General features: G+C 61.8%; 14 protein-coding genes. 6 read left to right on the forward strand and 8 right to left on the reverse strand.

The window, feature by feature from the left end; genetic code table 11:
* Positions 1-49 precede the first annotated feature (49 nt).
* The 5 genes from H4I97_RS19995 to pdxR all read right to left on the reverse strand — a co-directional run bounded on the left by H4I97_RS19995 (position 50) and on the right by pdxR (position 6223).
* Positions 50-997 carry an ABC transporter substrate-binding protein gene (locus H4I97_RS19995; protein WP_182308662.1) on the reverse strand — a complete coding sequence of 316 codons (948 nt, stop codon included), beginning with the start codon at positions 995-997 and terminating at the stop codon, positions 50-52.
* Between the two features lie 95 nt (positions 998-1092).
* A complete protein-coding gene (locus H4I97_RS20000) occupies positions 1093-2091 on the reverse strand; it encodes an ABC transporter permease (protein ID WP_182308664.1) in 999 nt (332 codons plus the stop codon).
* Complete coding sequence (locus H4I97_RS20005; protein ID WP_182308666.1) at positions 2088-3608, reverse strand: sugar ABC transporter ATP-binding protein; 1521 nt, start codon at positions 3606-3608, stop codon at positions 2088-2090. Before H4I97_RS20005 ends, H4I97_RS20000 begins: the two co-directional genes overlap by 4 nt.
* A complete protein-coding gene (locus tag H4I97_RS20010) occupies positions 3601-4617 on the reverse strand; it encodes a zinc-binding alcohol dehydrogenase family protein (RefSeq protein WP_182309005.1) in 1017 nt (338 codons plus the stop codon). Before H4I97_RS20010 ends, H4I97_RS20005 begins: the two co-directional genes overlap by 8 nt.
* A 190-nt stretch (positions 4618-4807) precedes the next feature.
* Positions 4808-6223, reverse strand: a complete 1416-nt coding sequence (gene pdxR, locus H4I97_RS20015) for a MocR-like pyridoxine biosynthesis transcription factor PdxR (protein ID WP_182308668.1) — start codon at positions 6221-6223, stop codon at positions 4808-4810.
* Positions 6224-6313: 90 nt separating this feature from the next.
* Between pdxR and H4I97_RS20020 the strand changes: the two genes are divergently transcribed.
* The 6 genes from H4I97_RS20020 to repC all read left to right on the forward strand — a co-directional run bounded on the left by H4I97_RS20020 (position 6314) and on the right by repC (position 13215).
* Complete coding sequence (locus H4I97_RS20020) at positions 6314-7012, forward strand: glutamine amidotransferase (RefSeq protein ID WP_182308670.1); 699 nt, start codon at positions 6314-6316, stop codon at positions 7010-7012.
* Positions 7009-7689 (forward strand): MOSC domain-containing protein, encoded by a 681-nt coding sequence (locus H4I97_RS20025; protein WP_182308672.1) that lies wholly within the window; start codon positions 7009-7011, stop codon positions 7687-7689. The genes H4I97_RS20020 and H4I97_RS20025 overlap by 4 nt, the downstream gene beginning before the upstream one ends.
* Positions 7686-8546: a pyridoxal kinase gene (pdxY, locus tag H4I97_RS20030; RefSeq protein WP_182308674.1), complete on the forward strand. Its 861-nt coding sequence runs from the start codon at positions 7686-7688 to the stop codon at positions 8544-8546. Before H4I97_RS20025 ends, pdxY begins: the two co-directional genes overlap by 4 nt.
* A 932-nt stretch (positions 8547-9478) precedes the next feature.
* On the forward strand, positions 9479-10687 hold the full coding sequence (gene repA / locus H4I97_RS20035; RefSeq protein ID WP_182308676.1) for a plasmid partitioning protein RepA: 1209 nt from the start codon (positions 9479-9481) through the stop codon (positions 10685-10687).
* A 70-nt stretch (positions 10688-10757) separates the two neighbouring features.
* Complete coding sequence (gene repB / locus H4I97_RS20040) at positions 10758-11744, forward strand: plasmid partitioning protein RepB (RefSeq protein WP_182308678.1); 987 nt, start codon at positions 10758-10760, stop codon at positions 11742-11744.
* A gap of 196 nt (positions 11745-11940) precedes the next feature.
* Entirely contained in the window at positions 11941-13215 is a 1275-nt protein-coding gene (gene repC, locus H4I97_RS20045) for a plasmid replication protein RepC (protein WP_342344145.1), read from the forward strand.
* Here the strand turns inward: repC and H4I97_RS20050 are convergent.
* The 3 genes from H4I97_RS20050 to H4I97_RS20060 all read right to left on the reverse strand — a co-directional run bounded on the left by H4I97_RS20050 (position 13151) and on the right by H4I97_RS20060 (position 14947).
* On the reverse strand, positions 13151-13891 hold the full coding sequence (locus H4I97_RS20050) for a YoaK family protein (protein WP_182308682.1): 741 nt from the start codon (positions 13889-13891) through the stop codon (positions 13151-13153). The genes repC and H4I97_RS20050 overlap by 65 nt on opposite strands.
* Positions 13892-14034: 143 nt before the next feature.
* Positions 14035-14178 (reverse strand): hypothetical protein, encoded by a 144-nt coding sequence (locus tag H4I97_RS20055; RefSeq protein ID WP_182308684.1) that lies wholly within the window; start codon positions 14176-14178, stop codon positions 14035-14037.
* A gap of 223 nt (positions 14179-14401) precedes the next feature.
* Entirely contained in the window at positions 14402-14947 is a 546-nt protein-coding gene (locus tag H4I97_RS20060) for a site-specific integrase (protein ID WP_182308686.1), read from the reverse strand.
* Positions 14948-15140: the final 193 nt, after the last annotated feature.

Genomic DNA, 15140 nt, shown 5'->3' on the forward strand with positions numbered 1-15140 from the left:
AATGGGAAACTGCCGGCCCGCACAGGACGGGCCGACAGGTCCGGTTAGATCAATCGTAGAGGACGGCCGCGATTTCCGGGCTGTCCATATTGGTTTTGTCGTACCAGTAGAAGCCGGTGTCGATCGTCTTCGGGAGGCTTTCTCCCTTGATCGCCGCGACGGCTGCCTTGACGGTCTCGTAGCCGATACCGACCGGGTTCTGCGTGATGGCACCAGCCATGACGCCGTCCTTGATCGCCTGCTTCTGCGCCGTACCGGAATCGTAGCCGATGACGGTCACACCCTTGGTGCCGGTTTCCTTGATGGCGTTGACGATGCCGATCGCCGAACCTTCATTTGCGCCGAAGAACCCCTTCAGATCCGAATTTGCAGCCAGGATCGCCTTGGCGATTTCGGTCGATTGCAACTGGTCACCACCGCCGTACTGGATGTCGACGATCTCGATGTTCGGATGCTTCGCCTTCATCTGGTTCACAAAGCCGTCACGACGGTCGATGCCGGTCCGCGAGGTCTGGTCGTGAACCACCAGGGCGACCTTGCCGGCGTCCCCGATCAGCTCGGCCATCTTGTCGGCGGCAAGCGCTGCCGCAGCGACGTTGTCGGTCGTTGCCGTCGTGGCAGGGATATCACTGTCGACGCCCGAGTCGAATGCGATAACCGGGATCTTCGCATCCTGCGCCTGCTTCAGGAGCGGGATCGCAGCCTGGGTGTCGAGCGCGGCGAAGCCGATCGCCTGCGGGTTCTTGGCAAGTGCGGCAGACAGCATGTCGATCTGCTTGTCGACCTGGGTTTCGTTGTCCGGGCCCTCGAAAGTCACTTCGACGTTGAATTCGGCCGCGGCCTTGTCGGCGCCGGCCTTCACGGCCTGCCAGAACTGGTGCTGGAAGCCCTTCGAAATCAGCGGAATATAGGTCTTGTCCTGAGCATACGCCGCCCCTCCGGCGCTCAGGATGGCAGCCGCGCTCAGCGCTGCCATGATGCTACGTCTCGTAATCATTTCACTCCTCCATTTTTCGGCGATATGCCGTTGCTACGATTGAGACTGCGTTGTGGGACGTTGATCGTCCTTCTCGGAAATAATTTGCTTGCTCCTCACATGCGTTGGCGGCGAACCATGTCGGCGTAGACTGCCAGGATGATGATCAGCCCGGTGACGACGGTTTGCCATTCCTGCGCGACCGACAGGATCCGGAGCCCGTTCAAAAGAACGGACATGATGAATGCGCCGATGATCGTACCGAGGATCGACCCGCGTCCCCCGGCCAGCGACGTTCCGCCGATGACCACCGCGGCGATGGCGTCCAGCTCATAGCCGAGGCCGAGCGCAGGTTGCGCTGAATTCAGACGGGACGCGATGATTAGGCCTGCGATCCCGCAGATCCCTCCCGACAAGCTGTAGACGCAGGTTTTCCAGAAATCGGTGTTCACGCCGGAGAGCCGGGCAGCTTCTTCGTTGGAACCCAAAGCGAAGGTGTAGCGGCCGAGAGCCGTGCGATTGAGAATGAACGCCACGAAGATCGCCAGGACGAAAAGCACGAGCACGCCGTTCGGGATTGGGAGAAACGGAAACAGGGTGCCGATCAGCGAGCCGGTCGAGATCTGCGAAAAGCCCGGGGTTCCGTTGAAGTAGATCGGCTTCGTCCCGGAGATGACCAGTGACAATCCCTTCAGAATGAGCATCATACCGAGGGTCGCGATGAACGGCGGGATCTTCATCCGGGTGATGAGCGTGCCGGAAACGAACCCGCAGAACGCGCCCGCTCCGACAGCGGCGGCGATGCCGAGCGGAAGCGGCATTCCGAGATATGTCAGCACGACGCCGGCGATCACCGCCGTGAATGTCATCAGCGTCCCGACCGAGAGATCGATACCGCCTGTGATGATGACCATCGTAACCCCGACGGCCAGGACCCCATTGACAGACGTCGCCTGAAGGATCCCGATGAGGTTCGAGGTTTGGAGAAACTTGTCGGACGCCAGACTGAAGAAAATCAGCATCACGATCAGGCTGGCGGAAGCCAGAAGCTTCTGATGGAAGCCGGAGGATGTCCGCTTCTTCGCCTCGTTTCCGTTCTGTACTGTGAGCGTCATGCTGCCTCTCCCCCCATTTCCTCCCGGCGCTGGGTGGCCAGGTGCATTATGTCTTCTTGTGTCGTTGCATTTCCGCCGGGGAGGATGCCCGTCAGGCGCCCCTCGCACATGACGGCAATCCGGTGCGATAGCCTGAGCACCTCAGGAAGTTCCGAGGAGATGACGACGATCGCCTTGCCCTCGCGTGCGAGGGACTGAAGAAGTCTGTAGATTTCGGATTTCGCGCCGATGTCGATGCCGCGGGTCGGTTCATCGAAGATCAGGATGTCGCAATTGCGCAGGAGCCATTTCGCGAGCACGACCTTCTGCTGATTGCCCCCTGACAACAGCCGGACCTCCTGACGCTCGGAGGGCGTGCGGATACTCAGCTTCTTGACGTAATCGCGTGTCACCGCGCCGAGCTGGGCATCAGCGATCACGCCGAAGCTGTTGGAGAAGCGTCCGAGATTGGGCAAGCCGACATTGGCGGTGACGTCGAGTCCGAGCGCCAGACCGAGGTGTTTGCGGTCCTCCGAGAGATAGCCGATGCCGGCAGCCACGGCATCCTTCGGACTGTTAATTGGAGCCTTTTTGCCGTGAACGACAATCTCTCCGCCATCCCTCCGGTCCGCGCCGAAGATCAGTCTGGCGACCTCGGTTCTTCCAGCTCCCATCAGGCCGGCAAAGCCGAGAATCTCGCCTGCCTTGATCGAGAAGCCAACGTCCCGAACCGCCCTTCCCCGCGAAAGCCCGCGGACCTCCATGGCGATCGGCGCGTTGGTGAGGTCGGGAATGTCGACCTCGGAATTTTCCAGTTCGCGCCCGACCATCATAGAAATGATCGTTGAAATCGGTGTGTCCGAAGCCCTGACCGTGCCGACATAGGCACCGTCGCGCATGACCGTCACCCGGTCGGCGATCCTCTTGATCTCGTCCATCTTGTGGCTGATGTAGACGACCCCGACACCCTCCGACTTCAGCCTTTCGATGATCGTGAAGAGCTCATGGACTTCCTTGTCGTTCAGAGCGGCTGTCGGCTCGTCCATGACAAGGACGCGGGACCGGTGCGAGAGGCTTTTGGCAATCTCGACCATCTGTTGCTGCGCAACCGACAAGGTCCGCACTTCCGCCTTCGGATCGATGGAAATGTTCATCGCCGAGAATATGTCCTGGGCTGCCCGGTTGATGGCCGCCTCGTCGAGGCGCCAGAAGCGCTTGCGCGGCTCGCGGCCAATGAAGATATTCTGGGCGACGGTCAGGTCGTTCATCAGGGCAAGCTCCTGATGGATCATGCCGATGCCGAGCGCCTGTGCGGCATGCGGACTGGGAATGGTGACCTCTTCGCCGGCAATACGGATCGTTCCCCCGTCCGGCTGCCATATACCGGACAGTACTTTCATCAGGGTTGATTTCCCGGCGCCGTTCTCGCCCATCAGAGCATGAACTTCCCCTGCGAGGAGGTCAAAGCTCACACCCTTCAGCGCATGCACGCCAGGAAAACGTTTGTCGATCGCCTCGAGCCTGATCAGTTCACTCATGGTTCGACCTCCAGGCCGGCAAGGCCACCAGCGCCTTGATCAAGCCGGACCGATCGGCCGCGAGCTCCGGCAGACGCTCCGGCAGCTCTTCAAGAGACAGAACGGTCGACACGAGCTTGCCGCCCTCGACAGCACCCGAGGACAGGGCCTCGATCACGTGCAGGAAGTCCGGCGCCTGTGCGTTGCGGCTGCCGACGAGCTTCATTTCCCGCTTGTGGAACTCGGCGTCCGAGAATGTGAGATCTCCCTTGACGACCGACACAAGGACATAGGTTCCACCATGGGCAACGTGAAGAAAACCCGCCTCCATCGCCTTGGGATTCCCCGTCGCGTCGAAGACCACATCAAAGCCGTCTTCAAGTTCGCCGACGAGGAGAGGCTGGTCGGCCAGGTGAAGCTGCGTGAAACCCAATGACCTTGCCGCCTCGAGGCGTTCCGCGCTCATGTCCATCATGTGGACGTCTGCGCCGGCCAGACGCGCAAAGAGAGCCGCCCCCAAGCCGATGGGTCCGGCACCCGTAACGAGAACCCGGTCGCCGGGCGCCGCTTCGGACCGGCGGACGGCATGTGCGCCGATCGCGAGAAACTCGACGAGGGCGGCGTCTCGCTCCGACAGCTTGGACGCATCATAGAGATTGCCGGCCGGAACCACGATCCTCTCGCACATCCCCCCGTCCCGGTGGACTCCGAGGACACCGATCGCCATGCAGCAGTTCGGCTTGCCGCGCAGGCACGCCCGGCATTTGCCGCAGGCGATGTAGGGATTGACGGTAACGAGCTGACCCTTCGTCCACCCCTCGGCATCTTCCGCCACATAGCCTGAAAGCTCGTGGCCAATCACGCGCGGGTATTCCAGATAGGGATGCTTTCCTTCGAAGATGTGGTAGTCGGTGCCGCAAATACCTGCGGCGGCGAGGTCGATGAGAACCCACCCATCGGGCGCGGCGACCGGAAGATCTCTTTCCAGCAGACGAAACTCGCCCGGCTCCACGCACACGCCGCTCATCATGCGACGGACCGATGTCCATTGACTGCTCATTTGTCCTCCCAGACAGTATGTTTTTTATGATTATAGACATACTGCGATCGGCGCAAATGTTTTTTATTTTTTTGAGCAGATCAACACCGGCACGGTGGGACAATGCGGCGAACGGTTCAGGCGGGATGGTCCACCCGCCAAGAGGTCGCCGCTAACCAGCTCAACCAGGCCAACTTCGCGCGAGGATCCGCACCGCCCGGAGAATCTGCACCTCGTCCAGAGCCGCAAAGCCAAGACGAAAAGCCTGTGGTGGGAGACCATTGAGAGCAAAGCGCGTACCCGGCAACAAGGCCAGGCCAGCCCGGGCGGCATGCTCGGCCCAGACATCAACCTTCACGTCCTCGCTCCGCAGCCAAAGCGCCAGCCCGCCGGCCGGCAGTTCGAATGCCACTCGTGTGCCCAACTCTTGCGACAAGGCCCCGGCCAGGAAATCGCGGCGGGTGCGATAGATCCGGCGCGCCTTGCGGGCATGACGTCCGAGTTCTCCATCACGGATCAGCTCGGCGAGTGCGCTTTCCAGCGCAGCATCGCCCTGTCGGTCGATCGCCGCTCGCGCCGTCGCCATCCGAGAGAGCAAGGGCTCCGGCGCCACGGCATAGCCCAGCCGGATACCCGGAGAGAGAAGCTTGGAGAGAGAGCCGACATAGATCAGCGGCAGGTCCGCCGGCGCGCGGGTCGCAAGGGGCAGGACCGGGCGCCCCTCGAACCGGTACTCGTGGTCGTAATCGTCTTCGATCAGCGTGATACCATGACGCTGCGCCAGGTCCAGGAGCTGCAGCCGCCGTGCCGCGCCCATGGTGATCGTGGTCGGATACTGGTGGTGCGGTGTGACATAGACTGCCCTGATGCGTGGATCGCACCTCAGGGCAGCCTCCAGCGCGGAGACTGACAGCCCGCCGGCATCGACCGGTATGCCGTGGACGCTCGCCCCGGCGGCGCGGAACGCCTCCCAGGCGAGCGGGTAGCCGGGCTCCTCCACGGCAATCACCTGACCAGGCTCGATGACCGCTCTCGCCGCCAGAAACAGCGCCATCTGGCTGCCGCGTGCGATCAGCACGCGTGCAGGGTCCGCAACCACGCCGCGGTCGGAGGCGAGATAGGCGGCGAGCGCCTCGCGCAGGGCAAGCGTGCCGCGCGCGTCTCCATAGTCCGCCCCGGCCCGAAACGCCGGAGACAAAAGCGCCCGGCGAAAGGCACGCGCCAGCGCCTTGTTCGGCACCAATTTGGGGTCGGGTGCACCATCGGTAAAAGCCAATGCCGGGCGGACTTCCGCTGTCTGGTGCGGAAGCGGCACGATGCGCGAAGCCACCATCCCCTGAGGCAGGTCCTCGGCGACATATGTGCCCCGTGCCGGTTCGGCACGAAGCCACCCCTGCGTCAGCAGTTCCTGATAGGCGGCGTCAACGGTATTGCGATGCACCCCGAGCTCTCGCGCGAGCGCGCGCGTTCCCGGTAGGCGGACACCGGGCGCCAGTCGGCCGCGAGTGATATCGCGGATGATCGCGTCGGCAATTGCCAGAAAGAGGGGACCGCGAGGTGTCCTGTCGATATCCAGGGAAAGCGGGTCACGTGCCATACCAATCCGGCCTATCAATATTCCACAAACTGGAACTCCTGTATGGGCCAGTTATCTGCGAGACCGGCACGGAAACGCAAGAGGACATCCGTGTCGAAATCCGCTCTTATCCTGCGCCATCTGACCTTCGAAGACCTCGGCAGCTTTGCCCCTGTTCTGGAGGATGAAGGCTATCGGCCTGTCCTGATCGAAGCCGGCATCGACCCCCTGCCCGATCCGCTGGACGCCGACCTCGTCGTGGTTCTCGGCGGTCCGATCGGCGTGAACGACGAGCAGGCCTATCCATCCATGACGGCGGAGCGCGAATGGCTCGCACCGCGCCTCGCCGCCCGCCGGCCGACGCTCGGTATCTGCCTCGGCGCGCAGCTCATGGCGGCAGCGCTCGGCGCAAAGGTGGCACCCATGCCCGGCAAGGAAATCGGATTCGCTCCGCTGGAACTGACGGAGGCAGGACGCAAGGGGCCGCTCGCGGCCCTTGATGGCGTTTCGGTCCTGCATTGGCACGGCGAGGCCTTCGAGACACCAGCCATGGCGGAAAACCTCGCGACGACCTCGGCCTGCGCCACGCAGGCCTTCGCGTTGGCGCCGAACGTGCTGGGATTGCAGTTTCATCCGGAGGCCGGGGAATTGCCGACCTTCGAACGCTGGCTGATCGGCCACAGCGTGGAACTTGCACACGCCGGCATCCGCCCCGAGGATCTTCGGCGCGCCGCAGAAGAGAACGGCCCTTCCCTGCGGATCGCGGGACAGGCCATGCTCAATACATGGTTGCGGGGGCTGCGGATATGATCACGGCCACACTCCTGACAGGCCGCGCCAGCCCCCTGCCCGGCAGCGGTGCCCTCAGCGGAATCGTCAAGACACCGCCGGACCGGCCGCTCGCCCTCGGCCGTGAAGGGCTCGAAGGCGACGAACAGGCTGACCGTCGCGTGCATGGCGGGATCGAGAAGGCGATGCATCACTATCCGTTCGATCACTACGCCGCGTGGCGCAACGAGCTCGGCCCCCTGCCCCCGCTGCTCACGCCCGGCGGTTTCGGAGAGAACATTTCAACGACCAGTCTCACAGAAAGCACCGTCGCAGTGGGAGACGTCTTCCGGCTCGGCACAGCCATCCTGCAGGTATCCCAGGGACGGCAACCCTGCTGGAAACTCAACCGCCGGTTCGACGTGCCGGACATGGCTCGCCTAGTGCAACAGACCGGCCGCACCGGCTGGTATTACCGGGTTCTGCAGCCCGGCGTCGTGCGGTCCGGAGACCGGCTGGAGCTGATCGATCGGACCGCTCCCGACTGGACCCTGCGCCGACTCTGGCAGGCGCTCTATGTCGACCGGCTGAACCTGCGCGAACTGGCGGGCATCGCCGCGCTCGATGTGCTGGCCGAAGGCTGGCGCAAATATGCTGTCCGCCGGCTGGAGAGCGGCCGGGTCGAGGACTGGAGCAACAGACTGGATGGTACCGCATGACCCGCCCCCCTTTCGTGATCTCGATCCAGAGCCAGGTGGTCTTCGGCCACGTCGGCAATTCCGCCGCCCTGTTTCCAATGCAGGCAGCGGGGCTCGAGGTGGCGTCGATCCCCACCGTGGTCTTCTCGAACACCCCCAATTATCCGACGCTCCGCGGCCATGCCCTGCCGCCGGAGTTCTTCTCCGACCTGTTGCAGGGCGCGCGGGAGCGGGCTCTGCCGGAGCGAGCGGCATTCATCCTGACGGGCTACATAGGTTCGCTTGACGTGGCGCTCATGGTCGCGGATTTCGTGGCCGAGGCGAAGGCAGCAAACCCCGACCTCATTTATCTTTGCGACCCGGTCATGGGTGATGCCGGTCCCGGGCTCTATGTACCCGAGGCAATTGCCGACGTGATGCGCGCGCGACTGCTGCCGATGGCAGATATTGCAACACCCAACCCGTTCGAGCTCACCTGGCTCACCGGCCGCGAGATCACAACGCTCGCCGACCTCGAAGCGGCAAGGCAGGCTCTGCACATCTCGGTACAGGGCAGACTGATCGCCACCGGCTGCGCTCTCGATGATACGCCCGGCGGGCATATCGAAAGCGTCATCCTCAGCTCCGACGGTATCAGCCGTCATCCGACGCGACACCTGCCGGTCGCCCTGCCCGGGACCGGTGATCTCTTCGCGGCTCTTATCATCGCGGGACTGGGGCACGGCCTGGCGCTGGACCGGGCCGTCGAAACTGCCCAGATCCTGACCTCCCGCGCGCTCGGACATGCCAGTGCGCTCGGAGCTGGCGAAGTGGTGTTGAGCGAACGGGAGTTCCGCCGTGCCTTGCTGACACTCGGGCCCAGCTGCGAGATCACTTGAGTGCGCCGACTCGAAGAGCCCGCAGATCGGCAGCAACCCTTCCGATCCGCCGCTCACAACGATCGTCGACGACGCTGGGTCACGCCGATAGAGCCGGCGTTGGTGCCTTGGCTGACCATGGGCGTTCCTGGCCTCACCGGTGCTGCGTGCACCCTGGTGTACCGCGCACTATGTGCAGTTTGTCACCAAACCGGGACGAAAACCGCACGGCCCGTCGCCTCTGTTTAACGAACGATAATGTGCTCTTTTCCATGATTTTCGCCTTCGGTCGAGGCAAGGGCCAAGTCCAGCCGATGGTCGGCCGCCGCAAGCATCAAAATCATCCCTCTTTTCGCCCGGCGCCGCAAGGGCTGACACGTCCCGAGACGACGTTTTTGCGCGATATGGACAATTGCCATCGCGCCGGGCACTAGAGCGTTGCCCGGTCCGCCATCAGCATCGTCGAAGGGGTGACCTGGTATCACCCCTTACGCTCACCCGACGGGCAATACTTCTCCTGGATCCGCGCGGGGGTGGCGCCGCCGCCGCACGGCGCCTGGAGATATCTCCCCTGCGTCTCCCGCCCGGCGGACAGAGGGTGACTGGCAAGCAACAACGGAACTCGTCACAATGGCGGGGAACCGCAGAGCGGGTCTTAGTGAGTCGGGTGAGTCGCGGTGATTCTCGATACGCCGGGGCTGAATCGCAGCGCAGCCAGGCGCCGCAGCTGTCGATGACCAGAGACGCGCCTGGATAAAGCCTCCAGTGCGGCTATGACCTAAGGAACGGAAACATATGGCGAATCCGCCGCGCTCGCCACGCCCGACCGGGTTGCCGATGGTCCGCCTGCACCGATAGCCGACCCCCCGGCTTGTCTCTGGCAGAGAATCGCAGATAATAACGGTTAAGGGGCAAGAATAGCCTGAATACCGTTATTTGAGAGCAAGCGCATAATGAGCACCAAACCATCCTTGGCTGCCGACGACTCCCTGCACTTCGAGGATCTCATTCTCGAACAGGGCGACCTGATTTCCAAGAAACTTCACCTGCTCAGCGTGCAGCGTTTTCCACCAAATGCACGCAAGAACCTCCGCTCATTCTCGCTGGCAGAGGTCGCCAATTATATTGGCGTGTCGCAAAGCACGCTGAAGAAGCTGCACCTGGAGGGCAAAGGCCCCCTCCCCCAGACATCTTCTTCCGGGCGACGGTCCTACTCTGCCGAGCAGATGATCGAGCTGCGCCATTACCTGGATCAGCATGGGCGCTCGGAATCGAAGAACTATGTTCCTCATCGGCGACCGGGCGAGCGGCTGCAAGTCATCGCCGTCGTGAACTTCAAGGGCGGGTCGGGCAAGACCACCACTGCCGCCCATCTCGCGCAGTATCTCGCACTGACGGGCCACCGCGTTCTTGCGGTAGACCTCGACCCGCAGGCCTCGCTCTCTTCGCTCCACGGCTTCCAGCCGGAACTCGACCAGATGCCCTCGCTCTACGAGGCGATCCGGTACGATGACGAAAAGCGTTCGATCGCTGACATCATCCAGCCAACGAATTTTCCTGGCCTCGATATCGTGCCGGCCAATCTCGAGCTGCAGGAATTCGAGTACGACACACCACTTGCCATGTCGAACCGTTCGTCGAACGAGGGCAAGACCTTCTTCACGCGCATCTCCCGCGCGTTATCGGAAGTCGACGATCGCTATGACGTCGTAGTCATCGATTGCCCGCCACAGCTCGGCTATCTGACCATCACCGCCCTGACCGCCGCAACGAGCGTTCTTATTACCATTCACCCCCAGATGCTCGACGTCATGTCTATGGGACAGTTCCTGCTGATGCTCGGTGGCATCCTGAAACCGATCCGAGACGCCGGCGCCGAGGTCAATCTCGAATGGTATCGCTACCTGATCACCCGCTACGAGCCTATGGATGTTCCACAGGCCCAGATGGTCGGATTCATGCAGACGCTCTTCCACCAATATGTGCTGAAAAACCACATGCTCAAGTCCACGGCGGTGTCCGATGCCGGGATCACCAAGCAGACGCTCTATGAGATCGACAAGAGCCAGATGACCCGTTCCACCTACGAACGGGCAATGGAGTCGCTCGAATCGGTGAACACTGAAATCTGCGACCTCATCCACAAGTCGTGGGGCCGCTGAGTTGTCAGCTGACAAAAACGAGGTTTTCGCGTTTGTTTTCAGAGCGATGCGCGAGAAACGGAGAGAATAGATGGCACGCAAAAATCTTTTGGCCGGATTGGTCGCGCCCGAGAGCGCATCCACGTCGCAACCGTCCAACACCGCCTATCCCATGCGCGGCGCATCCAAGAACATGATCCGGTCGCTGGACGAGTTGGCAAAGCAGGCCGACAAGTTCCTTGAAGGCGAAGCGGTTGTCGAGATCGATCCGAAGTTGATCGAGGGCTCATTCGTTTCAGATCGCCTGGAAGACGCATCCGAACAGTTCGAGGAACTGAAGCATGCGATTGAGGAGCGGGGACAGGATACCCCCGTTCTGCTGCGGCCGCACCCTACCCTCAGCGGGCGCTACCAGGTGGTTTTCGGCCACCGTCGTGTGCGAGCAGCCCGCGAGCTCGCTCGGCCCGTCCGCGCTGTCGTCAAACAGCTGGACGACAAATCTCACGTCATCGCCCAGGGGCAGGAGAATTCCGCTCGGGCGAATTTGACGTTCATCGAACGCGCCCTGTTCGCCCGCAGGCTCTTCGATCTCGGCTACGACCGAAATGTCATATGCTCAGCGCTTGCCGCCAATCAGGCAACAGTATCGAAGATGATGTCTGTCACCGACCGCATCCCGGGCGAGGTCGTCGAACGGATTGGCCCTGCCCCGTCCGTTGGACGCGAGCGTTGGGTCGAGCTTTCTCTGTTGGTTGGCAAGGCGTCGAACGGCGAGAGGGTGCAATCCCTCACTGAGGGCGCGGATTTTGCCAGCCTCGAAAGCGACGAACGGTTCAATGCCCTGTTTTCAGCTCTCAACCGGTCTGGAAAAAGCGTTAAGAAGACGGAAATGCCCGCCGCGAAGCTGCTCTGGCAGCCTGCCGACAAAGGCGTTTCCGCGCAGATATCGAATACCGGCAAGGCGTTCACGCTCGCGATGAAGGCAAAGAACGCCTCGCGCTTCGGCAAGTACCTGTCGGAGAACCTGGACCGGCTCTACGCCGAGTTCATGGACGAAATGACGAACGAAGGAGATTAGCGCGCAAAAGAAAAAGGCCCCCAAACGTTGCCGTCGTGGAAGCCCTTCTCAGGTGTAGCAAGCTGAGATTCTCATTTCCACGAATCATAGTCAAGAGTCTTTGGCACCGATTTTGGTGAGCGGACGTCTTTTGCCTGATCAAAGGTGAAAGAAAATGGAACGTGGAAGTGTGACGACGCCTTTTGGGCGGCGGCCGATGACGCTTGCCTTGCTAAAAGGCCAGCTGGATTCGGCAAATCCCCCGGCGCACAACGCTGTCGATAAATGGCATGTCTTTCGTGACATCAGCGAGGCTCGTACATTGTTGGGTCTCGGCGACCGAGCGCTTGCCATCCTGCATGCGCTGCTTTCCTTCTATCCCGAGCAGCAGCTCGGCGAATGCGGGCGTCTTGTCGTCTTCCCCTCCAACGCGCAGCTGAGCATCAGAGCCCACGGTATCGCAGGTTCAACGCTTCGCCGACATCTCGCTGCCCTAGTTGATGCGGGGATCGTCATCCGCAAGGACAGCCCCAACGGCAAGCGCTTCGCGCGAAAGGACAGCCGCGGCGCAATCGAGCAGGCCTACGGCTTCAGCCTCGCTCCTCTTCTCACGAGAGCCGAGGAATTCGCACAACTGGCCCAGCGAGTAGCCACCGAGCGTCAGCGGCTCCGCGTCCTGCGCGAACGGTTTTCCCTAGCGCGCAGGGACGTCGCCAAACTCATGTCCGCGGCCATCGCCGCAGAAACTCCGGGCGGGTGGCAGGCGCTTGAGCAGCACTACTCCAACATCGCGTCCAAGGTTGGCCGCGTCGCGTCAGCCGACGAACTGACCGCTGCGGTCCACGGATTGGAAGAACTCCGCGTTCAGGTGGTCAAGTTGCTGGAAATTCATCTCAATTCTCAGGTTTTGAGCGCCAATGATCGTCAAAATGAGCGCCACATAGAGAATCCAGAATCCGAATCCATCTATGAATCTGAAGAGGCTGTTGAAACAACGCATGAGGAGGAATCCACGCACCGTTCGTCTCCAACCGAGATACGACCGACCACATTTCCGCTTAGTTTCGTCCTCAGAGCCTGCCCGGATATCGCAATGTACGGCCAAGGTGGTGTCATCAGCAGTTGGCGCGACCTCATTTCAGCTGCTGTCGTCGTCCGCTCAATGCTAGGGGTCAGCCCATCGGCGTATCAGGAGGCCTCTGAAGCCATGGGACCCGAGAATGCGGCGATCGTCATGGCCTGCATCCTCGAACGAGCAGGGCACATCAATACGGCGGGTGGTTATCTGAGGGACCTGACGGCCAAGGCGCGCCGTGGTGTCTTCTCCGTCGGTCCAATGCTGTCTGCTCTTGTCACGACAAGGTGCGAAGGCCAGCACCGCCCTGGATCAGGTTCCGGTGAGAGCAAACCAGCAGGGGGCGAAGCGATCAGGTCCAGCGCTGCCGGATCGACTGCAGATCGCTCACGAGCGGGAAGGCGGCAAAGAGCATGAGCGGCAAAGCCAGGATCACCGCGGCAGGAATGCCGAGTGTCTTGAAGAGAACAGCCCCGCAGATGCCTCCGATGAAGAAAAGGCTGATCAGGCTCGACAGCAGTCGCAGTTTGTCCCGGTCCGCTATCACCGGCGGACGGCCTTTCACCTCGGGGCTGTTGCGATAGAAGAGCTTGCCGATCTCAATGCCGACGTCTGTCACCAGACCGGTCACATGGGTTGTCCGGATACGTGCGCCGGAAAGTTTGGTGATCATCGCATTCTGCAGGCCCATGATGAAGCAGAGGAGGGCGACCGTGACCGCGGTCAGGATACCGTCCAGCAGCCCCGAGAGCCCGAAGGCTGCCATGGCGAAGGCTTCGAAGGCGAGCGGCAAGGCATACTGGGAATGGAGATCCTTGCGCTTCGCCCAGTTGATCAGGATCGCCGAGGTCGCGGCGCCGAGAACAAAGGCCACGAGCGCGGAAAGGCCACCCAGGAAGAACTCTAGATTGCCGAGGACGAGGTTGTCGGCCATCGACGAGACCATGCCGGACATATGGGACGTATATTGCTGGACGGCCATGAAGCCGCCGGCATTGGCCGCGCCTGCGACGAAGGTCAGGTAGAATGCGAGATGTCGGTCACTGGCTTCTGTCCGGTGACGATCGGCGAGGCTTCTGATGTAGGCTTGCATGGGATGAGACTGCGGCGGGTTTGAGGAAGAGATGACAAGCTATTGGCGGGCCGCAAGACTTGCAAGCGCTACCATCGGTATAGATGGGGTGTCCGGTAGCCACGGGATAGGGACCTCGGAAACAGCGACCATCGTTCACCAGGTCAGGCGAGATAGGCGTAGTATGCCCAGACAGCAACGAAGGCCAGAAAAATCCCAGAAAACAGCAAGGCCTTGCGAACTGCCGGCTTTGCCTTCTTCTCTTCTTTTGGCTTCGGCGGCCGCTTGAACTCGATAACGTTGGACATTGCCATTCCTTCAACAGCGTTTCGCTAGCACGAGTGCTCTCATATAGCAAAAAAGCGGTTCATGGCTGCTCACGTCAAGGTGACAGTCTGCCTCTCCCGTCTTTCGGACGAGAAAAGACGCCGGCCGCGTTTGACGGCCAAGCACGATCTTGAGCGGGAGCCCGCGGCGTGAGTTCGACACAGGTACCGCCCATAGAGCATCATCTGGCGGGCCCGGATCTACTCAAAGGTGCAGCGAGCGGCTCGAAAACAGCCCGGCTGACGAGGTCTCTGTACGTCCGTTTCTCAGGCCTGCTGCAAGGGCTGAGCGTTTGACCAGACGTGCCACCTCCTGATCGTGCAGCCGCGTCTTCCCGACGATCTTACCTCCGCGGAGCACCCGACGGAAAATCGGACCATTGGTGATCCTGCCGAGCCGCATCCAGAGCCTGAGAGCCGTGACAGGACAAGAAGCCTCGTCGGAGGTGTATGCAATTTCGACCTGCCGCTGACCGGCCTTCCCATTGACGTTGATCGTGAGGCCCTCGGGGCCGAACTTAACCCAGCCGCACCCGTCGTCGCTCTCATCCGGTCCGGCATCCAGCCCGGTGATCTCGGCGCGGGCGAGGCGGCCAGCGAAGCCGAGCAGCAGAATGGCTCGATCACGCAGTCCCTTGAGGCTGCCACGGTCGAGGGTTTCCAGCATCGAGGCAAGGTCGCTCTGCGTCAACGTTTCCTTGCGAGGGGCGGGCGGGCCGCCGGAGCTGCGGGCATCGGCGAGCGCGGACATGATCGTCTGGTCCTGGCGGGAGAGAGTTAAGCCACGCTGTGCATAGTTCCATGTCAGCGACGAGAGTCTCCGCTCGATCGTGGCAACGGAATTGGCTCGCCCGTCCTGGCGCCCTTCACCCGAAGCACAGGCGCGGATATAGCGAGCGACAAGCTGTGGGTCGGCGGGCAGGGGAGGGGCGGCTTCCCGTCGG

The organism is Ciceribacter thiooxidans, assembly GCF_014126615.1.
Taxonomy (GTDB): Bacteria; Pseudomonadota; Alphaproteobacteria; order Rhizobiales; family Rhizobiaceae; genus Allorhizobium; species Allorhizobium thiooxidans.